20 protein-coding genes are annotated in these 20,444 nt (G+C 69.3%); 10 read left to right on the top strand and 10 right to left on the bottom strand.

What is annotated here, in order from left to right:
- Positions 1–53: 53 nt before the first annotated feature.
- Positions 54–770 carry a class I SAM-dependent methyltransferase gene (locus tag VGC13_RS31810; RefSeq protein ID WP_331129387.1) on the top strand — a complete coding sequence of 239 codons (717 nt, stop codon included), beginning with the start codon at positions 54–56 and terminating at the stop codon, positions 768–770.
- Between the two features lie 736 nt (positions 771–1,506).
- On the opposite strand, the gene VGC13_RS31805 is transcribed toward VGC13_RS31810, so the two are convergent.
- From VGC13_RS31805 to VGC13_RS31790, 4 genes are all read right to left on the bottom strand, one after another.
- On the bottom strand, positions 1,507–2,400 hold the full coding sequence (locus tag VGC13_RS31805) for a TraB/GumN family protein (RefSeq protein ID WP_331129386.1): 894 nt from the start codon (positions 2,398–2,400) through the stop codon (positions 1,507–1,509).
- 79 nt (positions 2,401–2,479) lie between these two features.
- A complete protein-coding gene (locus VGC13_RS31800) occupies positions 2,480–3,646 on the bottom strand; it encodes a M20/M25/M40 family metallo-hydrolase (RefSeq protein WP_331129385.1) in 1,167 nt (388 codons plus the stop codon).
- 89 nt (positions 3,647–3,735) lie between these two features.
- Positions 3,736–4,281: a hypothetical protein gene (locus VGC13_RS31795; protein WP_331129384.1), complete on the bottom strand. Its 546-nt coding sequence runs from the start codon at positions 4,279–4,281 to the stop codon at positions 3,736–3,738.
- Between the two features lie 229 nt (positions 4,282–4,510).
- Complete coding sequence (locus VGC13_RS31790) at positions 4,511–5,398, bottom strand: hypothetical protein (RefSeq protein ID WP_331129383.1); 888 nt, start codon at positions 5,396–5,398, stop codon at positions 4,511–4,513.
- Positions 5,399–5,721: 323 nt separating this feature from the next.
- On the opposite strand from VGC13_RS31790, the gene ispG reads away from it, so the two are divergent.
- The 3 genes from ispG (at position 5,722) to VGC13_RS31775 (ending at position 8,415) form a co-directional block, all read left to right on the top strand.
- Positions 5,722–6,972, top strand: coding sequence for a flavodoxin-dependent (E)-4-hydroxy-3-methylbut-2-enyl-diphosphate synthase (gene ispG / locus VGC13_RS31785; RefSeq protein ID WP_331129382.1), 1,251 nt, complete (start codon positions 5,722–5,724; stop codon positions 6,970–6,972).
- Positions 6,973–7,216: 244 nt separating this feature from the next.
- Positions 7,217–7,813: a Uma2 family endonuclease gene (locus VGC13_RS31780; protein ID WP_331129381.1), complete on the top strand. Its 597-nt coding sequence runs from the start codon at positions 7,217–7,219 to the stop codon at positions 7,811–7,813.
- Positions 7,810–8,415, top strand: a complete 606-nt coding sequence (locus VGC13_RS31775; protein ID WP_331129380.1) for a Uma2 family endonuclease — start codon at positions 7,810–7,812, stop codon at positions 8,413–8,415. Before VGC13_RS31780 ends, VGC13_RS31775 begins: the two co-directional genes overlap by 4 nt.
- A 6-nt stretch (positions 8,416–8,421) precedes the next feature.
- On the opposite strand, the gene VGC13_RS31770 is transcribed toward VGC13_RS31775, so the two are convergent.
- Positions 8,422–8,931 (bottom strand): AAA family ATPase, encoded by a 510-nt coding sequence (locus VGC13_RS31770; protein ID WP_331129379.1) that lies wholly within the window; start codon positions 8,929–8,931, stop codon positions 8,422–8,424.
- A gap of 241 nt (positions 8,932–9,172) precedes the next feature.
- On the opposite strand from VGC13_RS31770, the gene VGC13_RS31765 reads away from it, so the two are divergent.
- Complete coding sequence (locus VGC13_RS31765) at positions 9,173–9,547, top strand: hypothetical protein (RefSeq protein ID WP_331129378.1); 375 nt, start codon at positions 9,173–9,175, stop codon at positions 9,545–9,547.
- A gap of 81 nt (positions 9,548–9,628) precedes the next feature.
- Positions 9,629–10,045, top strand: coding sequence for a hypothetical protein (locus VGC13_RS31760; RefSeq protein ID WP_331129377.1), 417 nt, complete (start codon positions 9,629–9,631; stop codon positions 10,043–10,045).
- A 101-nt stretch (positions 10,046–10,146) separates the two neighbouring features.
- On the opposite strand, the gene VGC13_RS31755 is transcribed toward VGC13_RS31760, so the two are convergent.
- Positions 10,147–11,469, bottom strand: coding sequence for an APC family permease (locus tag VGC13_RS31755; RefSeq protein ID WP_331129376.1), 1,323 nt, complete (start codon positions 11,467–11,469; stop codon positions 10,147–10,149).
- A gap of 114 nt (positions 11,470–11,583) precedes the next feature.
- Positions 11,584–13,182, bottom strand: coding sequence for a M14 family metallopeptidase (locus VGC13_RS31750; protein ID WP_331129375.1), 1,599 nt, complete (start codon positions 13,180–13,182; stop codon positions 11,584–11,586).
- Between the two features lie 492 nt (positions 13,183–13,674).
- On the opposite strand from VGC13_RS31750, the gene VGC13_RS31745 reads away from it, so the two are divergent.
- Both VGC13_RS31745 and VGC13_RS31740 read left to right on the top strand, forming a co-directional pair.
- On the top strand, positions 13,675–14,649 hold the full coding sequence (locus VGC13_RS31745; RefSeq protein ID WP_331129374.1) for a DUF4097 family beta strand repeat-containing protein: 975 nt from the start codon (positions 13,675–13,677) through the stop codon (positions 14,647–14,649).
- A gap of 271 nt (positions 14,650–14,920) precedes the next feature.
- Positions 14,921–16,219 (top strand): amidohydrolase, encoded by a 1,299-nt coding sequence (locus VGC13_RS31740; protein WP_331129373.1) that lies wholly within the window; start codon positions 14,921–14,923, stop codon positions 16,217–16,219.
- Positions 16,220–16,433: 214 nt separating this feature from the next.
- On the opposite strand, the gene VGC13_RS31735 is transcribed toward VGC13_RS31740, so the two are convergent.
- The gene (locus tag VGC13_RS31735; protein WP_331129372.1) at positions 16,434–16,667 is read right to left on the bottom strand and encodes a hypothetical protein; all 234 of its coding nucleotides are present in this window, start codon (positions 16,665–16,667) and stop codon (positions 16,434–16,436) included.
- 600 nt (positions 16,668–17,267) lie between these two features.
- The gene (locus VGC13_RS31730) at positions 17,268–17,699 is read right to left on the bottom strand and encodes a hypothetical protein (RefSeq protein WP_331129371.1); all 432 of its coding nucleotides are present in this window, start codon (positions 17,697–17,699) and stop codon (positions 17,268–17,270) included.
- Between the two features lie 353 nt (positions 17,700–18,052).
- Between VGC13_RS31730 and VGC13_RS31725 the strand changes: the two genes are divergently transcribed.
- A complete protein-coding gene (locus VGC13_RS31725) occupies positions 18,053–18,937 on the top strand; it encodes a transglycosylase domain-containing protein (RefSeq protein ID WP_331129370.1) in 885 nt (294 codons plus the stop codon).
- Here the strand turns inward: VGC13_RS31725 and VGC13_RS31720 are convergent.
- Complete coding sequence (locus tag VGC13_RS31720) at positions 18,852–19,451, bottom strand: nuclear transport factor 2 family protein (RefSeq protein WP_331129369.1); 600 nt, start codon at positions 19,449–19,451, stop codon at positions 18,852–18,854. The two genes, VGC13_RS31725 and VGC13_RS31720, sit on opposite strands and share 86 nt — an antisense overlap.
- A gap of 179 nt (positions 19,452–19,630) precedes the next feature.
- Between VGC13_RS31720 and VGC13_RS31715 the strand changes: the two genes are divergently transcribed.
- Positions 19,631–20,341 (top strand): hypothetical protein, encoded by a 711-nt coding sequence (locus tag VGC13_RS31715; protein ID WP_331129368.1) that lies wholly within the window; start codon positions 19,631–19,633, stop codon positions 20,339–20,341.
- The last annotated feature ends 103 nt before the right edge of the window (positions 20,342–20,444 follow it).

Genomic DNA, 20,444 nt, shown 5'->3' with positions numbered 1-20,444 from the left:
AGGTATGCCCAAAGCGGGCGCCGCGGCAAGCAACGCGTTGTGGACGGGAGCGGATGACGGGGAGCCTTGAGGCGGAGCTGCGCGCGCGGTTCGACGTGCGCGAAGAGCGGTTCGAGCACGGCGGGTGGGGGGTGGAGCTCATCCTTCCCCGCGCCGCCGACGAGCTGATCGACGAGGCGGAGTTCGAGGGCGACGAGCGGCTGCCGTACTGGGCGGAGCTGTGGCCGTCGGCGCGGGCGCTCGCGCGCTACCTGCTGGAGAACGGCAGTGCGAACGTGCGAGAGTGCGAAAGTGCGAGAGTGGATGATTGGACCGGCCTCCGTGTGCTGGAGCTGGGGTGCGGGGTGGCGCTGCCGTCGCTGGTGCTGGCGGCCCGCGGCGCCGGCGTGCTGGCGACCGACTGGTACGACGACGCGCTGCGCTTTGCCCGCGCCAACGCCGAGCGCAACGGCCTGCCGCCCCTGCAGACGGAGCTGCTGGACTGGCGCCAGCCGCGCGGCGGGTGGGGCTACGACCTGGTGATCGCCGCCGACGTGCTGTACGAGCCGCGCAACGGGCCGCTGCTCACCGCCCTCTTTCCCCGCGTGGTGGCGCCGGGCGGCACGGTGCTCATCGCCGATCCCGGCCGCGTGTACGCCGGCGACTTTCTGCGCCTGGCGCGCGGCGAAGGCTGGAGCGTGGACGAGGCCGCCGTCCGCATGGAGCCCTCCGCCGCCGGCGCCGAAAGCCGCGTCCGCATCCACCGCCTGCGCCGCGCCGACGGTGGCTGATCGGCCATCTACGGCCCCGCGCCGGCCACCGGGCGAATGAATTCGCGGCTGGGAAAACGCGATGTCCGCCTTCGCGGACGAGTGTTTCGCGATCCGCTCAACAGGTGCAGCCCCGCGCAGTTTGCGGGGCTTCCCGCGGTTGTTGCGGCGAGTTTACTCGCTCCCGCGGGCTCGGGCGGGGGAGATGGGCATCCCGCCACCGCCCGCCCGGGCGAATGAATTCGCGGCTGGGACAACGCGATGTCCGCCTTCGCGGACGAGTGTTTCGCGATCCGCTCAACAGGTGCAGCCCCGCGCAGTTTGCGGGGCTTTCCGCAGTTGTTGCGGCGAGTTTACTCGCTCCCGCGGGCTCGGGCGGGGAGATGCGGGCACCCCGCCACCGCCCGCCCAGGCGAATGAATTCGCGGCTGGGAAAACGCGATGTCCGCCTTCGCGGACGAGTGTTTCGCGATCTGCCCAGCAGGTGCAGCCCCGCGCAGTTTGCGGGGCTTTCCGCAGTTGTTGCGGCGAGTTTACTCGCTCCCGCGGGCTTGGGCGGGGAGATGCGGGCATCCCGCCACCGCCCGCCAAGGCGAATGAATTCGCGGCTGGGAAAACGCGATGTCCGCCTTCGCGGACGAGTGTTGCGCGAGCCGTTAGCAGGTGCAGCCCCGCGCAGTTTGCGGGGCTTCCCGCTTTTCCAGCCGCGGCTTCAGCCGCCCGACACCGGGCCGCGCCGAACCGGGCTCGAGCGTTTCTACAGCTGCTCCACCGTGTGGCCGCGCGCGCGGAGCATGGCCACCACGCTGTCGTCCCCCACCAGGTGGCCGGCGCCCACCACCACCAGCACGTCTTCCCAGCCGCGCAGCAGCGCCTCGATCTGCGGCACCCAGGCGGCGTTGCGGTCCGTCAGCAGGCGGGCGTACATCTCCGGCGCCTGGGCCCGCGACTCGTTCATCAGCGCGTCGATGGCGTCCGCGTCACCGGCGCGCCAGGCGGCCACCATCTGCCGCATCACCTCCGTGCTGCGCGGAAGGTCCTGCAGCGACTGCCGCAGGTAGCTCACCTGCTCCCCGGCGCTCAGGCCGTCGAACAGGTCCATCTGGAAGTCCACCGACTCCAGCCCGCTCACGGGCTTGCCATCGGCCCGGGCGCGCTCGGTAAAGTGCACGTCCACGCCGTGCTCCGGTGCCAGCCCCACCTTCAGCGACTCCGCGCTCTGGAACAGCAGCGCCACCAGCCAGGGCTCCATGCGGTCCACCGACACCATCCCCACGCCCAGCGGGGCCAGCGCGGGGGCCGCCTTCTCCACCTGCGCGTACAGGTCCTCCGGAAGCTCGCCGCGCAGCGTCTTGCCGCCCTGCAACAGCCCCCGCGCCGCCATCTCGGCCTGGCGCGCCATCAGGCTGTCCATGCTGGTTTCGAAGACCAGGCGCTCGGCGTCGGCGTATGCGTCCTGCACCGGCTGCGGCAGCGGGTACGCGTCCGCGCTCAGCAGGTGGATGGAGCCCAGCAGGTACACCGTCGCGCCGCCCGCCCCTTGCACGCGGTAAAGGATGCTGCGCGCCTGCTGCGCCTCCGCACCCTCCGCCGCGAAGAAGGAGCCGGCCGCGACCAGCGCCGCGGCGGCCATCCGGATCAGGCGCTTCATCATGTCACTCGCCCGCATACGATCGATCGGGACGTCGTCGGGGTGCTGCCGCGCAGGATCTCGGGAAGATCGTACCGCATCATGACTCCATGGCGGCGCCGCAGAACTCCACGGCCGTGCGCACCAGGATCTCGGCGGTCTGGCGGACGGACTCCAGGTCCACCCACTCCACCGCCGCGTGCGCCCCCCCGCCCGCGGGGCCTAGGACGATGGTGTCGATGCCGGCGGCGCCCAGCAGCGACGTGTCCATCCAGTACGGCGCGCCCATACGCTCCACGGCGCGGCCCAGCACGTCCTCCGCCGCGCGCGCCACGATGCCGGTGATGGCGGACCCGGGCCGTGCCTCCCACGCCTGGCGCGTAAGCACGGGGCGGACGGTGGCGCGGAAGGCGGGGTCCTCCGCGGCCAGCTGGTCGATGATCTCCTGCACCTGGGCGACCACGTCCGCCTCCGTCTCGCCGGGGATGGTGCGGCGCTCGATCTGCAGCCGGCAGCTCGCGGCGTAGGTGCTCCATCCCGTGCCGCCCTGCAGCGTGGCCGCGTGCAGCGACGGCGGGCCCACCACGGGGTGCGGCGGAGACGTCACCAGCCGCGCGCCCAGCGCCTCCAGCCGCGCCAGCACCCGCCCCATCCGCAGGTTGGCGTCGATCCCTTCATGCCAGCGGCTGCCGTGCGCGGCGCGGCCCTCCGTCTCCACCTCGATCCAGCAGAACCCCTTGTGCGCCACGACCATCGACAGCTCGGTGGGCTCGGTGACCACCGCCGCGTCGGCCGTGTGGTGGCGCAGCACGTCCATCATCCCCAGGCTGGCCTCCTCCTCGTCCGCCACGGAGACGATCATCACGTCCCCCGCCAGCCGGGTGCCCGAGTCCACCAGCGCGCGGACGGCGGCAAGGCAGGCGGCCAGGCCGCACTTCATGTCGTACGCGCCGCGGCCGTACATCCGCCCGTCGCGCACCTCGGCGGACCACGGGTCCGGCATCCCCTCGATCCCCACGGTGTCGTGGTGCGCGTACAGCATCAGCGAGCGCCCGCCGCCGGTGCCCAGCAGCCGCCCCACCACGCTTACCCGCCCCGGGGCCGGCTCGTGCAGCTGCGTCTGCATCCCCCGCACCTCCATGGCCGCCTGCACGTACGCCGCCACCTGGCGCTCGTCCGTGGTGCCCCCGCTGAAGGCCGGGTTGATGGAGCCGATGCGCACCAGCTCGCCCAGCGTGCGCACCATCCCGTCGAAGTCCACCGTCATCGGCCTCCCCCCGGATCCGCGGATACGAAAAAGCGGGAGGGCCGCCGTGCCCTCCCGCCTCCCAATCTACTCCGTTGCCCGGCGCCGCGTCAGAAGGCGTAGCCGATGGACAGGCGCAGCGTGGGAAGCGCCATCTCGGCGCCGCTTTCCTCGCCCGAGACCATGAACAGGCGCTTGAAGCCGGCGCCGTATCCGTAGTAGAAGTGGCGCTCCACGCCCATCAGGTGGCTGCGGGCGATCTCGAAGCCGATCCCCACCGCCGTGACGTCGTCGTCCACGTCGGCGGCGTCGCTCTCCGCCGACAGGAAGGTGGGGCCGGCGGTCAGGCCGAACGACAGCCCGTTCAGCGGGTCGCCCGAGGGGTAGTAGCGCACCTTGGCCTCCACGGACGAGTAGCGGAACCCGTCCTCGTCGCCCCCCAGCGAGAAGTAGCTCCCGCCCAGGCCGGCGGTGACCGTCTGGCCCACGGCGCGCTCGTAGTCGCCGGCGTAAAAGCCGAACGCGGCGTGCAAGGGCAGGATGGAGATGGCCTGCGCGGGAACGTACGCCGCGGCGGAATCCGCGGCCTGGGCGGCGGCGGGCGCGGCGGCAAACAGAAACGCGAGCGCGGCGGCCGCGGCAAGGCGATGCTTCATGTCAGGAATTTCCAGGATGTGCGTGGAGAGAAGAACGTCCGCAACGGGGATGGCGGTGCGACTGAGACACGATTTGCGCGCCATTGTTCCGTCCCGGCGCGCAGCGTGGCTTGCGTCGGAGAACGCGCGACGGTGCGGATCGGGACACCCGCGTGCCCGGAAGCGCGTCGCGCGGGGGAGCGGAATCCACTCTGCTCCCCCGCTCGACACCTTCTGTGCGGATGACGGATCAGAAGCTGTAGACGAAGTTCACCAGCGGAAACCAGCACCCGTCACTGCAGTTCGTGGGCGACGTCACCACACCCAGGTCCGCGGAAAGCCGCTCGCCGAAGAAGCGGATGCCGCCGGAAAGGATGGCGCCTTCGCCGCCGTCCGCGCCGGGGATCAGGTAGTTCTCGGTGATGAACTTGGTGCTGCGGCCCGTGCGCAGCTCGCCGCCCACCATGAGCACCGCCTGGTTGTGCAGGTCGCCGTCGCTGAACCCCCAGCCCACCCCCACCGTCGCCGCCCGGTCCGACGCACCGAACGTCCCTACGCCGTACACGATCCCCGCCGTCTCGCCCTCCGCCGCCAGGGCCAGCACGCCCGTGGCGACCGCCGTGCTTTCCGTCTGGTACACGGTCAGCTTGGGCGCAAAGTACCAGATCTCGCCGATGATCTCGGGGATGATGGGCGTGCCCCCGGAGATGCTGAAGTTCTCCGTTACGCCAAAGGTCAGAAAGGGAAACAGGATCTCGTAGACGCCCAGGTACCCCTCTCCCGCGCCCACGGCCCGGCCGGTGGGGCCAAAGAACAGCCGCGTCTGGTTGGGATCGTCGGGCCACACCCGCCCCTGCACCACGCGTCCGCCCATGGGCGTGATGGACTCGATCTGCGCGCGCCGCAGCTGAATCGTCACCCCCGCCTGCGTCGCCACCGTCAGCGTGGCGCCCGCGTCTTCGACGATGCGCCCGTAGATCACGGACCCATCCGTAAGTCGAATGGTGTACAGGCTGTCGGCGGATACCGCGACGGTGTCGCTCACCTGCGCCGCGGCGGGGGCGGGAAGCGCGGCGGCGCAGGCGCACAGGAGCGCGGCCAGCAGCAGCGGGCGAAGGGTGCGGATGCGCGGCGTCATCAGGATGGCCTTGTGTGGCGGTGGATGGACGGGAGCGGTAAGACGGGGCCGGCGGAGAGAAGCGACAGTTTACGGCGGAATGGCATCGGTCCGCAAACGGATGGGGCACCGGCGTGTGGATCTGCGAATCGATCGAAGGAGAGCGATTTCACTCCGGAACGGGCCGGATGGGTCCCCGCTCCTCCGCACCCGGGCGTCACGCCGCACGCGGATGAATCATTCGGGATGCCGGCAACGTTCCAGAGCAGCGGCGGCAGGTTTCCGAACCGCGCCGTGCGGCGTTAGATTCCCAGGCTGACAGCAACTCGCGACCACACATGCAGATGCAGCAGATACAGCGCAGGCGTACGGTTACCGTGAACGTGGGCGGCGTTCCCGTGGGGAGCGCGCACCCGGTGGTGGTGCAGTCCATGACCAACACCGACACGGCCGACGTGGAGGGCACCGTCCGGCAGGTGGCCGCCCTGTGGCGCGCCGGCAGCCAGATCGTGCGCGTCACGGTGAACAACGAGCAGGCGGCGCAGGCGGTGCCGTACATCGTGGAGTTCCTGAACGCGCGCGGGGTGGACGTGCCCATCGTGGGCGACTTTCACTACAACGGCCACCTGCTGCTGGCAAAGTATCCCGACACCGCGCGGGCGCTGGCCAAGTACCGCATCAACCCCGGCAACGTGGGCGCCAAGCGCCACGACGAGAACTTTCGCGCCATCATCGAGCGCGCCATCGAGTTCGGCAAGCCGGTGCGCATCGGGGTGAACTGGGGCTCGCTGGACCAGGCGCTGCTCACGGAGATGATGGACGTCAACGCGCTCCTTCCCGAGGCGGTGCGCAAGGACGCCAAGGAAGTGATGATGGACGCGATGACGGAGAGCGCCATGCGCTCCGCCGCCTTCGCCGAGGCGTGCGGGCTGGCGCACGACCGCATCATCCTGAGCGCCAAGGTGAGCGGGGTGCAGGACCTGGTGCGCGTGTACCGCAAGCTGGCGCCGCTCAGCGATTATCCGCTGCACCTGGGCCTTACCGAGGCCGGGATGGGCACCAAGGGGATCGTCTCCAGCGCGGCGGGGCTCAGCATTCTGCTGCAGGAGGGGATCGGCGACACCATCCGCGTCTCGCTGACCCCCAAGCCCGGTGGCGACCGCACCGAAGAGGTGCACGTGGCCCAGCAGATCCTGCAGTCGCTGGAGATCCGCTCGTTCAGCCCCCAGGTCACCAGCTGCCCCGGCTGCGGGCGCACCACGTCCACCTACTTCCAGCAGCTGGCCGAGAGCATCCAGGGCTACCTGCGCGACCAGATGCCCGTGTGGCGCGACACGCACCCGGGCGTCGAGGAGATGAAGGTGGCGGTGATGGGATGCGTGGTGAACGGCCCGGGCGAGAGCAAGCACGCCAACCTGGGGATCAGCCTTCCCGGCACCTTCGAGGAGCCCAAGGCGCCCGTGTACGTGGACGGCGAGCACTTCACCACCCTCCGCGGCGACCACATCGCCGACGAGTTCAAGCGTATCCTGGACGAGTACGTCACGTCGCACTACCCCTCCCGCGCCGCCGCCGCGGAGCCGATCGGCGTCTGACGCGCGGAACTGGTTGATGAAATGCGAAGGCCGCGGACACAGCAGTGTCCGCGGCCTCCGTCGTTTTGCCCCGGGAAGCTCTTCCGCTCCGGCGCCTGGAAGCTATCCTGATTCCGTCACGTGGCGTATCACCCTGCCATTCAGCATGCCGCACGTGGCGCGTTCGTTGCGGCCAAGCCCAAGCCACTTGTGCGGTTGCGCAGCGTAACCTTACACTCGGACGCACCCCGTCCGAGAGGAGAGCATGGCCACGGCAGCCCTGAACCGCTACACCCCGGAAGAGTACCTCGCGCTGGAGCGCAACGCCGAGTTCCGCAGCGAGTACATCGACGGCCGCATCGTCGCGATGACGGGCGGGAGCATTCCGCACAACTACATCGGGGGGAACATCTACGCGGGACTGCTCGCGCGGTTTTCCAGCCGGCCCTGCCATGTCTTCTTCGCGGACGTAAAGGTCCGCTTTGGCCGCGGTACCGACTACACGTACCCGGACGTGATGGCGTTGTGCGGTGCTCCGGGCTATGGCGACGAGCACAGCGACATCCTCACGAATCCCGCTCTCATCGTGGAGGTGCTCTCCAGGAGTACGGAGCCGTACGATCGCGGAGACAAGTTCAAGGGCTACAAGGCGATCGATTCTCTGCGCGAGTACCTGTTGGTGTCGCAGGACGAGGTGAAGGTCGAGCATTTCATCCGCGAGGGTGACTTCTGGCCGTCCAGGGTTGTGACGGATCTCGATGCAACCGTCGAGTTGCGGTCGGTCGGATGCACGCTGCCCATGCGTGAGATCTATCGGCGGACACGCTTTGTCCCGGAAGACATGGTCGAGGAATCGGCATGACGGCGCCGGACCGCTACACCCCGGAAGAGTATCTCGCCCTCGAGCGCAACGCCGAGTTCCGGAGCGAGTACATCGCTGGCCGGGTCGTCCCGAAGGCGCCCGGCGAGACGCGTCCGCACAACCTGATCGTCACGGCCCTCGTTTCCGAGCTTCACGGATACCTGATCGAGAGGCCCGGTGAGGTCTACTGCAGCAGGCAACGCGTAAAGGTCAGCGCCTCGGGCGATTACCTGTATCCTGACGTAGTGGTCTCGTGCAATCCTCTGTTTGAGGATAGCACCAGCGACACCTTGCTGAACCCGGAACTGATCGTCGAGGTCCTCTCCGAGGCCTCCGAGGGCTACGATCGGGGAAAGAAGTTCGCGTGCTGCCGGCGGATCGATTCGCTGCAGGAATTCGTGTTCATTTCGGAGAAGAAACCCCTGGTCGAGCAGTACGTGCGCCAGGGAGACGTCTGGCGGTTCATCCCGACGGACAATATCGATGCAGCGATGAACCTTGCGTCCGTCGATTTGCGGATCCCGCTACTGCGTATCTACCGCAAGGCGCTCATGCCGACGCGCAGGCGAATGGACGGCTTCAGAGACGATCCGGAGACGTGATGCTGCTCATTCCGGCTGTGGGGGAAGCGTGAACGGCTCCACGACGAACTCGTTGGAGGAGGTGAGGGTGACGGCGTACATCTCGTCGAAGCCCTCGTCCATCCGCGGCTCCTCCAGCTTCTTGTAGGTGCCCAGGATGCCGGGGATGGGGACGACGGCCTTGCCCTGCCGCAGCCGGTTGCGCGCGATGGCGGCGCGCGTCTCCGTCCGGAAGAAGTAGCACACCGCGCGGAACCCCGCCGCCTTCGCCGGGCCGACGTACCGCGCCCGCTCCTCGGCCAGCACGTTGGTGTTGTCGACCACGAACGGCTGCCGCGTCTCCAGGCACGCCGCCAGCAGCTGACGCTCGCGGTTGCGCGTCTTCAGCAGGTCGCGGCTGATGCGCACGTGCGTGTCGAAGAACCGCTGCTGGTAGAACGTCGACTTTCCCGACGCCTGGATCCCCACCAGGATCACCGCCTCCATCACTCCGCCTTTCTTCGGAACCGCCAGCCCCGTCCCATCATGCCGTACCACGCCACATCCGGCAGCCGCAACGGCAGGGTGATTGGCGGATCGGCTGGATGGATCGTCCGCGCTCCCAGGACGCTCGGCGGGTGGCAAGGATCAGGCGAGCCCGCGCCAGTGCGAGCGGCACCATCCGGCAATGGAAATTCTCTTTTCAGGACTAACATTGATCGGATGGCGCATCTCCACTACGTTGCGGAACTACCGGCGCGCGACTCGTACCCTGAACATCTCCTTGGGAGGAAACCTCATGCAGCGCATGGTGAAGTGGACAGCGGCGGCCATCCTGGCCGTAGCGGCCGGCGTCAGCGCCGACGGATTCGCGGCTGAGGCGGCGGTGGCGGACAATTCGCCCAGCGTCATCATCGACGGTCCCAGCAGGGTGCGCCCGAACACCATGTGCGCCTGGTGGGCGGTCGCTTCCGGTGGCACCACGCCGTATACGTACACGTGGAGCGGTCCTTCGTCCAACGCCTCCACGGGCGGTGAATACTACGGCACCAGCCCGTCGTCCGGCAGCTTTACCGTGACCGTGACCGTAACCGTCACCGACGCGAACAACGACTCCGACGTGGAGAGCAAGCAGGTGACCGTCGACTCCAGGGCACCCATGTGCGCCCTCTGAGGCGAACGATCATCCGACTCCGCCGTACCTCCCGTCCGGGGGGAGCGGGCTTGTCTGGATCACCTTTGCGGAAGAAGCCTCATGATCCGATCCATCGCGTGGATTTCGGCCGTCATCCTGGGGGCGGCACCTTTCAGCCTGGGCGCGGGCGCGGGGACGTCGCCCAATCTTGGGGCGGCCGAATCACCCGCGGCACGGGCTGCCCGTGTCGGCAACGCCCCCGCCGCGTTCCTCAGCGCCAGCCTGAACGGTCCCAACAGTGTGCGGCCGAACGTGCAGTGCTACTGGTGGGGACAGGCGGCAGGCGGAACGCCGCCCTACTCCTGGACCTTCAGCGGCGGGCTGAGCGGCTGGAGCATCGGCTACGAGTATTTTACCACCAGCCCCGGTTCCGGCTCGTTCACCGTGTCCGCCACTGTGACGGATGCGCTGGGCGCAACCGCCACAACCAGCCAGGTGGTGAGCGTGAATTCGCGGGCATCGATCTGCCCTTACTGAGCCCTGCGCCCCAGCAACCGTGCCGGTCCGCTCGCCGCTGAAGAAACGCCCCCCGGAGGCATGCATCCGGGAGGCGTTTCGTTTGGCGGCGGGCAGTGCGGCTACCGGACCGCGGGGCTCGCCCTCCGCGCAGCGGCGGTGACGAAGTAGAGGATGGCGGAGATCACCAGCACCGCGCCGGCCATGGCCCACTCGTTCAGCTTGATGGAGGTGAGCAGGTAGGCGATGGCGCCCAGCGCCAGGAAGGGGACCACCGCGCCGCCGGGAACCTTGAACGGGATGCCGCCGGCCCGCACGTTCTTGCGCCGCAACTCCCACGCGGCCAGGCAGCACGCCGCGTACAGCAGCAGCGTCGCCAAGTTGGCCAGGATGGCCAGCGCCTCGAATCCGCTGCTCAGGGCCAGCGCCAGCACGATTGCCACCTGCGTCCAGATGGCCACGTGCGGCGTGCGGTGGCGCGGGTGCACCGACGCCAGCGCGCGCGGAAGAAAGCCGTCGCGGCCCAAGGCGAACAGCGCGCGCGGCACGGCCAGCGTCATGCCCCCCACGTAGCCGAACATGCTGATGGAGGCGCCGACCAGCAGCAGCGTGCGGCCCGTAGGCCCCATCACCCGTCCCGCCGCCTCGGCCAGCGGGGTGGGGTGCCCGGCCAGCGCCGCGCCCAAAATGCCCTGCGCCACCAGGTGGATGGCCACGTACAGCAGCGTGATCCCCAGCATGGCCATCAGGATGGCGCGGGGAACGGTGCGCGCCACGTCCTTTACCTCGCCGCTGGGCACCAGCGCGCTTTCAATCCCCGCAAAGGCAAAGATCAGCACGGCCGATGCGCGGGCCACGTCGCCGGCGGCGGGCGCGTCGGTCCACGCCAGGTTGCCGCCCCGGATGGCGAACACGCCCACGATCACCAGCAGCAGCAGCGGGAGCAGCTTGGCCACCGTCGCCACCGCGTTCACCGCGCTTCCCTGGCGAATGCCGGCCACGTTGATGGCGGCGTACATCCCCAGCACCGCCACCAGCAGCACGATGCGCGCGACGCCGCCGGAGAGCGCCGGCACCAGCGCCCCCACCGAATCCGCGAACAGCGCGGTGACGGCGGAGAGCGCCAGCGTCCCCACCACCCACAGCATCACGCCCGCCAGAAAGCCCACGAACGGGCCGAACGCCACCTCCACGTACGCGTACGGCCCGCCGGTCAGGTCGACCCGGCTTCCCGCCTCCGCAAAGCAGAGCACGATGAGCCCCATGGCCACGGCGCAGACCACGTAAGCCATGGGCGCCGCCGTACCCAGCTGCGTCGCGGCGGCGGAGGGCAGTCGAAAGATGCCGCCGCCGATGGTGACGTTGATGATGCCGGCCGCGAGCCCCCACACGCCCAGCGCGCGGATGAGCCGTGCCTCGGGCGCGGCGGTCGTATGCTCCTGCATTGCCTGTCGACGGGGTGCGAGGGGGAGGTCGGATTGTCGGAGGGAGGCGAAAGCTGCGTCCGCCGGGGCGCCGCGCGCAAGCGGGCGGCGCCCCGGCTTCGTTTCGACACCGCGTCAGGGAGAGGCCGGAACGCGTAGGATCGGGTACGTCCGCCCGTTCTCGATCTGGCTGTCCAGCAGGTTCCACGCGGCGAATCCATCATCCGAGCGTGGCTCCAGCAGCGTAAAGATCAGCCGCGCGAGGGGCTGGTCCATCGGCACCGCCAGTACTTGAGGCATGAAATCGAGTGTCGTCGTCGCCCAGCGTCCCCAGATGCGGCGCTCGCGGTGGCCCTGAAAGGCGCGCTCGGCGACGGATGTGGAATCAATTCGGAATATCTCCACCACCTCCGTGGGCGGCGCTGCCAGGGTGTCCACGCGCACGCCGTGCATTTGCAGCCGCGCGACGACGCTGTCCATGGCCGGTACCATCGGCAGCAGGTACATCGCCGGGACGCGCTCCGTCTCCGCCGCGTCGAAGGATTGCAGTTCGGGCATGCGCTCCTCGCGCACCGTATCCACCCGGCGCAGCATCATGTGGCCGGTGACGGGATTGGCCTCTTCGCGCACCTCGCCCATCAGGATGGTCACGGGTCCTTCGCGCCGCAGGCGCGCGTTCAGCGCCAGCGGGCGGCCGCGCAGGTCCTCGCGGTCCGCGGCTTCGGTGGCGCGGCGGATCTCGGCGGCGTGCGTCCGCGCCCACTCCAGCGAGCGGGCCACGAAGTCCTGCGTCACCCGCACGCGCTCTTCGAAGGTGATGTACGAGTACGCTTCGCTCAGGATGCCGAAGCGGTTGCGCAGGCCGGCGTAGTTGGTGCCGAAGCGCGGCCGGTGGTCGAAGGTGTACCAGCCGCGCTCCGCCTCCGCGTTCCCGTCCTCCGCCGAGGGGACGTTGCCGTAGTAGTACAGCAGCCACCCCGTCCCCCGCGCGCCCTGCGTTACCGCCGGCAGCCACTCGCGGCGCAGCACGCGGTCGATCTCGGGCGGCGTGTTGGGGTGCAGCGGCGGGGCGTACGTCAGGTGGTAGCCGTGGTACGTGCCGTTGGTGGTGTGCAGGTCGATGACGACGTGCGGATCGTACTCCGTGAGCATCCGCGCCAGCCCGCGCGCCTCGGGCGACTCCAGCTTGGTGTGGTCGCGGTTCAGGTCCAGCCCCTGCGCGTTGGGCCGCACCCCCATCCCGCCGATGGGCCCGTGCTGCCGCGGCCGGTTCTGCGGGTCGATGCGCTCGTTGCCGTCGGCGTTGTAGATGGGCGCGACCAGCAGCACCAGCGAGTCCAGCAGCGCCCCGTGCCGCCTCTGGACGATCTCGCGCAGCAGGATCTGCAGCGCCTCCTTTCCTTCCACCTCGCCCGCGTGGATGTTGCCCTGCAGGTAGACGACGGTCTTTCCGCTGGCGCGGACGGCCGCCGGCGTCGCATCCGCCACGCGTCCGACGACGGCGAGCGGCAGGTCGCGTCCCTCGTTGGTCCGCCCGAACGTGGTCAGGTGGATGAGGGGCGACGCGCGGTCCGCCGCCTCCACGAACGCCACCACTTCGTCGTAGCGGCTGGTTTCGCGGTACTCCGTGCGCTCCGGGCGCGTGGTGAGCGCCCGCGGCACCCGCGCCGCCGTGGCGCACCCCGCCAGGTTCGCGGCCAGGGTGAGGACCAGGATGGGGGTTCTGCGGATCATCGCGCGTGCGTCTGGTGGATGGGAGCTGCGCGAGCAAGCTACGGGATGCGGGCCGCGCCGCAAAGGTGACGGACTTCTGATCCGGAGCCACCATGAAGAAGGCTCTCGGAGTGTGTTGCCAGACTTGTCTCTACGATTGACTTCCTGAGGGAGGCGCCGCGCCATAACCTGCTTGTGTGATGCACTTTGGCGCCGACTGAAGGATCTCGCCGGCAGAACCGTGGGGCTGGATGCATACCCTGAAGCAGGTCCCACAACACGGCGGAGTAGATCCTTCGGTCGCGCACAACCTCTTTCGTATCCTTTGGTTGTACGTGGTGCGCTCCCTCAGGAAGTCACCTCCTGTGTGATTCCACGTGCGGTCCGGCATCCCGGTAAACCATTCGCGGCCCTGCTGCATCAGATGCGTTCGGATGCGGCCGCGGCCGGTGCCCGTAAATGCGTGGCCGCCGCACCCGTACCCCTCATCCGTACATGAACAGGAGACAGAAGATGCGGTACGCGGCAGTGGTGGCGGCCTCGGCGGCCCTGGTGGGAACGCTGGTATCCGCCCGCGACGGGCGCAGCGAGACGGCGCCGGCCGTGCGGGCGGCGGCGCAGACGGTTTCGGCGGCGGAGGCCCCGCAGCGGTCCACCGTGACCCGGCGGACGGCGCAGCGCGGGCAGGAAGACTTTCGCTGGGCAGGCCGCGTGGCGCGCGGGCAGCAGATCGAGATCCGCGGCATCGTAGGCGACGTGCGCGCCGAGGTCGCGTCCGGCGACCAGGTGGAGGTCGTGGGCCGGCGCAGCGGCGACAACGCAGACCGCGTGCGCATCGAGGTGGTGGAGGGCGACGACGGCGTCACCATCTGCGCCATCTATCCCCAGCGCCGCCGTGAAGGGCGGCCGGACGGCGACCGGGGCGGCCGCGGCGGAAGCCGGGACTGGTGCGGCGGCGACGATACCAACGAAGGAGAGATCGACGCGGAGGAGGCCCGCATCGACTTTACCGTCCGCGTGCCCGCCGGAGTGAAGTTCGCCGCGCAGGTCGTGGCTGGCGACGTGTACGCCACCTCGCTGCGCAGCCCGGTGGACGTGGCCACCGTCAGCGGCAACGTGGAGGTCAGCACCACGGGCACCGCCCGCGCGGCCAGCGTAAGCGGCAACGTGAACGCCACCTTCGGCCAGACGGACGGGGAAGAGATGGAGTTCGCCACCGTAAGCGGCGACGTGGTGCTGCGCATGGCCGGCAACGTGGGCGCCGAGGTGAGCGCGCAGACCCTTTCCGGCGAGATCGAGTCGGACTTCGACCTGCGGATGGGCTCCATGAGCGGGGACGACGAGGAGAACGAAGACGAGGACGACGAGGGCGGATTTCACGTCAACCTAGACATCGGGCGGCAGGCCAAAGGCACCATCGGGCGCGGCGGGCCGGAGCTGAGCGTGACCACGGTGAGCGGCGACATCCGGCTGGAGCGGGCTCAGTAAAAGCAGGGAATAGGGAACAGGGAACAGGGAATAGGGAATAGCGGGCAACGGCAACGGATGCCGAAACCTGACGGAGCCGGCCCTGTAGAAGGAGAAGGAGTACCGGAAGGAGCGGAGAGCATCCGCCTGATTCACATAGATCGCGGGACGGGGCCGAGGGGCGGATGAGAATCCGCCGTTCGGCCCCTGCGCGTTGCGGGGGATTGACTTTCGTCGCCAGGGGAGAGAAGAATGCGGGCGAACGGATCATTCCTCATCCATCCGAGGTCCCATGAAGCTCGCCCGTACGCTGCCCCTGCTGGGCGCGTTCACCCTCGCCGCCGGGCCCGCCGCGGCGCAGACGGCAGACCCGCGCGTGGCCGCGGCCGTGGAGCGGTTCGCGCCCCGCATCACCGAGATTCGCCACGACCTGCACCAGCACCCGGAGCTCAGCAACCGCGAAACGCGCACGGCCGGCATCGTGGCCGCGCACCTGCGCGCGCTGGGGATGGAGGTGCGCACCGGCGTGGCCCACACCGGCGTGGTGGGCATCCTGCGCGGCGGGCGCCCCGGCCCCACCCTCGCCATCCGCGCCGACATGGACGCGCTGCCGGTGACGGAGGACACGCCGTACCCGTGGAAGAGCACCGCGCGCGCCGAGTACCTGGGCAACCAGGTGGGTGTGAGCCACGCCTGCGGCCACGACGTGCACACGGCGGTGCAGATGGGCGTGGCCTCGGTGCTGGCGGGAATGCGGCAGGAGATCGCGGGGACGGTGCTGTTCATCTTTCAGCCCGCGGAAGAAGGCTCGCCTCCGGGAGAGCAGGGGGGCGCGAAGCTGATGCTGGACGAGGGCGTGTTCCGCGACCTGCGGCCCGAGGCCATCCTGGGCCTCCATACCTTTGCGCACATGCCGGTGGGGCAGGTGGGGTACACGCCGGGGCCTGCCATGGCGGCGGCGGACCGCTTCATCATCCGCATCAAGGGCCGGCAGTCGCATGGCGCGTCGCCGCACCTGTCCATCGACCCCATCGTCATGGCGTCGCAGGCGGTGATGACGCTGCAGACCATCCGCTCGCGCAACCTGTCGCCCTTCGAGCCCAGCGTGGTGACCATCGGCCTCATCCGCGGCGGCGAGCGCAACAACATCATCCCCGAGCAGGTAGAGATGCACGGCACCGTGCGCACCTTCGACCCGCGGGTGCAGGCCGAGGTGGAGCGGCGCATGCGCGAGATCCTGGACGGCGTGACGCGCGCGGGCGGCGGCACCTACGAGCTGCAGTACGAGAAGCAGACGCCGGTCACGGTGAACAACCCCGAGCTGTCCGCGCGGCTGCGGCCCACCATGGAGCGCATCATGGGCGCGCAGAACGTGATGACCGTGGCGCCCACCACCGGCGCCGAGGACTTCGGGTTCTTCGCCAACGAGGTGCCGGGCTTCTTCTACCGGCTGGGGACGGTGGCGCCCGGCACCACCTCCGGCGACCACCACACCCCCACCTTCATGGCCGACGACGCCGCCATCCCCATTGGCATGCGGGTGATGACGGGCCTGGTGCTCGACTACCTGAACTCCGCCGGCGCCCGCTGATTACACCCGCCCGACGAAGAAGCGCCCCCGCGGACCGTCTCCGCGGGGGCGCTTCGTTGCTGCGATCGATCCGTCATACGAGATCTGGAAAAAGAATGATCGTACAGAGGAACAGAGTCAGACAGAGGAAACGAGATCATGCTTCCACTCGCTTCTCTGTTTGACTCTGTTCCTCTGTACCCCGAAGGTGTTGTTTTCCAGATCCGGTATCAGCTCACCAGATGCTGCGCGTCTCCACGACCCGGCGCGGACGAGGTCTCGGCCGTGTTCCGGGGATGTGCCATGCGCTGGTCTCCGACAGGTGCTGAAGGCACGCGCCGCATACGTGGATCTGCTCACCCTCTGCCGTGGTGACGGCGGTCAGCGCGCCGATCTCACGCGCACGGCAGACTTCCGTCCGGACTGCACACTGTCCCTCGAAGATGCGTCCCGTCGTCTCGACCTTCATAGCGATCTCTCCCAGGCTGCGAGCCAGCCGATGATTAGCGTGCTATGCTGGCGGACCAGCTACGGGCGTTGGCTCGTGCGTCTCCGCGCGTGCCAGTGGGCGAGGCTGCGGACGAGTTCCGGGGATGTGCCACGCGCCTGTGTCCGCCATCTTGTCCAGGCAGGCACCACACACGACGATCCGCTTACCCTCTGCCGTGGTGACGGCGGTCAGCGCGCCAAAGTCGCGGGCTCGGCAGACCTCAGTCTGTACAGAGCACTTTCCGTCGAAGAACAGCCCCGTCGCTTCGACCTGCATTGCGATTTACTCTGGCGATAGTCTACTCACTCAGCACATGCCGAGCGTCTCCTGTCGGTCAGGCCGGTGGCAGATTGACCAGCGCAGGTGCAGCCCGCTGAATTGGCCTTGGGGACGGCCGTGTTCCCGGGATCTCCCAGCGGCCAGTGTCTGCCATCTCCTCCAAGCAGGCACCGCACACAGTTACCTCACCCCGGGGGGTCTTAACCGTTCCGACCGCACCGGAATCGCGTGCGTAGCAGACGTCCGTCTGAACTTCACACCGTCCCTCAAACATCCGATCAGTAACTTCGATTCGCATGGCTACTCCTTGGGGAACGCCAGCCAGTCGATAAGCCGGTCCCGGGCATCTTCAACCAGATCCTCGCGGTCCTGACGGGAGAGATGCTTCAGGAAAGAAGCGTGAACACTCGTTTCCGCCTCATCGAGATGAGCGTCAGGGAGCGCAAGAGGGCGCTGAAAGCCGATCTCTGCCCGTAGCAGGTGCGCTAACTCGTGTGCCAGGCATGCCCGCGCCGACATCCGCGCATTGGCGCTCTGTCCGGCGCCACTGAGCACATCCGCTCCCAAGATAACGACCCGACGGCGTTCGTCGTAGCGCGTTCTTGAACCGTGCTGTGCAGCTTCGGATAAATCCAGCAGCCGTGGCGTTCTACCGCATAGGAACCGCCAGGCTTCAACACACATACGGATCTGACCGTCCGTGAGTCCGACGCGATTTCTGGCACCCAGCATTCCTGATCGGAGGACAGAAGGTAGACGGGGTGAACGCACCTATGATGATGGGTGAAAGCGAGTTGCGCAATGGGTTTGCGCTGAGGCGGGAAAACACATGCGAACGCTGGCGGACCAGTGCCGGCCGGCGCTCCTGTCGGTGCAACGGTGGCACGGATGTGCGGCCGCAGACTAAGATTCGGGGTCAGCGGCGCGGATGGCCGGAGGGGGGTGCCCGCGGTGCGGGACGATCTCAGCGGCGCCCACGGTTGCGTCGGGCTGCCGCCCCGCCACGCCGTAGGGGGAATGCTTCTTGCCCGCCCGCGCGGCTTGAAACGCACGCACTTTCGTACTCTCTCGTACCCGCGTACCTGATGAAGCCCGGCAAGGGAAAGACGCTCGGCGGCGCGCCGCGCAGCGGCAAGTGGACCAAGCACGCCGAAGACACCCGCGTGGGCGGCAAGCACCGCGGCTCGCTCATCGCGCTGATCGTGCTGGGCGTGCTGGTGCTGGGGGGCATCGGGGGATACATGGCCGTGGCCAACTCGCAGCTGCACGCCGGGCTCATGCGCCAGCAGAAGGAGATGCGGCGCCGGCCCGACTACGTGCCGCTGGCCCAGATGCCCCGCTACGCCCGCGACGCCTTCGCGGCGGTGGTCGACACCACCTCGGCCGCGCGGCGCAGCCTGCGGCGGGGAATGCCGCTGCCCTCCGCCAGCCGCGACCTTGTGCGGCAGGTGCACCTGCTGGACAGCGGGCTGGCCAGCCAGGCGCGCGAGATGGCGATGGCCCCGCTGCTGGAGGCGCAGACGTCGTCCACGGGGCTGCTGGAGCTGTACGTGAACCGCGTGGCGATGGGGCGTACGGAGAGCTGGGCGGTGTACGGGGTGCAGCAGGCGGCGCAGGAGTACTTTGGCAAGGACGCGCGGCGGCTTACGCTGAGCGAGGCCGCCACGCTGGCGGGGATCCTGCTGCCGCCGCGGGTGGCGGACCCCGAGGCGGACCCGGGGGCCATGGGAACGCGGCGCAACGAGGTGCTGCGGATTCTGCGCGCCACCGGAAAGATCGACCAGGCGGCGTTCCAGGCCGCCATGGCGGAGCCGCTGGCGTTTCAGCCGGGCGTGGACTACGCGCCCATGTCGCGCCCGGCCGACTGGCAGGCCGAGCCGCAGGTCATTCGCCTGCCGGAGGCGCTGCGCCCGAAGCCGGATTCGGCTGCTGCGAGTCCGGCCGGGGCAGGGAGTCAGGCCGGGGCGTAGGGGCGGGCGTCTCGGCCCGGGACAGGTGCACCTGCGCCAGCCGCCACTCGCCCTCGCGGCGGGTGAACACGCCCGAAACGCGCAGCCGCTGGGCCTGCCCGCCGGCGCCCACCACCGGGAGCAGCTCCAGGTGGGTGGCGAACCACGCCACGCTTTCGCGCGCGTCCGTCTCTACCCGCAGGTCCGGGGTGCGCCCCACGGCGCCGCGGGGCAGGTTCAGGTCGCCCAGCGCCGCGGCCAGCCCCAGCGGTCCAAAGCGCGGCCGCCCCTCGTTGAATCCCACCCCCATCACGTGCGTGTCGGAGGCGGGGAGCAGCGCGGCCACCGCGTCGGCCTGGGCGCCGCGGCCCAGCGCCTCGCTGAACGCGCCGACCCGCGCCGCGATCTCGTTCTCCGTTTCGCGGCGCTCCACCTGCGCGGCGTCGCGCGGGTTCAGGTACTCGTCGGGCGTGCGTTCCACGCGGCAGGCGCTCAGCGCCAGCAGGGCGGCGGCCAGGGCGGGGGCTCGGTGCACGGGGTCCTTGGGGTTGGTACGTTGCGGCCGGCGGCGAACCGACAAGATGCGGAGCGTGTACTACCTGTCAAGCTCCGCGCCACCGCGTCCGGTGCCCCGCGCGCAACGCTTGACGGATGGACCGGGTTTCATCATCCTCCATCCGAACGATCCCGCAACGAACGCCTGGCTGGTACCTGATGATCTGGTTCGGCAAGCCGCTTTCCGAGGTCCTGTACACGCCCCCGGCGGGGGTGAACCCCATCGGGGACGAGAACACCCGCATGGAGCACGCGCTTCGCTGGGTGGCCGCCCGCGACCCCCACCTGGAGGGCGCCGCATTGGTGGACGCCCTCGCGGGGACGGGGTGGGTGGACCGGGCCACCGCCGCGCGGCTGCTGCCGTGCTTTCGCCACTTCGACCCGGACCGCTACTTCGCCGAGGCGCTGCGGGGGCTCTCGTTTCGCGGCCCCACGGCGGCGGGCGAGTTCCGGCAGCGCATCGGCCGGGTGATGGAGGACCTTACGGGGACCGCCGCGCTGGGCACCGTGGCCGCCGAAGAGTGCGTGCGCTTTGGCGCGGGCGAGCGGCAGGGCGTGGTGCTGGCGTATCCCCAGGTGCAGTTCACGCTGGGCGGCGAGAGCGCCAAGGCCGTGGCCGCGGCGGCGGACGAGATGCCGGACGCGCTGGTGATCGTCGCGCGCAACTTCCAGGAGGGCACGGCGGGGCAGCTGGCGTCGCTGCTGTCGGGGCTGGAGGTGCCGGGGACGCTGGTGACGGTGAACCTGCTGCTGGGCATTCGCGCCACCACGCTGCGCTACCAGCCCGGCGCCGACCGCGTGATCGAGCTGCTGGGCCAGGGGCGGCCGTTGCGGTCCAAGGACGTGGCGGTGCTGGGCAACCGCAACTGACGCGACCAGGTCTCGGTGGATGAGGAAGGGCGGATCGGCTGGGTGCCGGTCCGCCCTTCTTACGGATTGGTCTCACACAGAGTCAACAGAGTCAGCAGAGGAC

Origin of the sequence: Longimicrobium sp., from assembly GCF_036399255.1 — a bacterium.
Taxonomy (GTDB): domain Bacteria; phylum Gemmatimonadota; class Gemmatimonadetes; order Longimicrobiales; family Longimicrobiaceae; genus Longimicrobium.
Note: the sequence above shows the minus strand (reverse complement) of the source record. Positions and strands in the feature narration are given on the sequence as shown.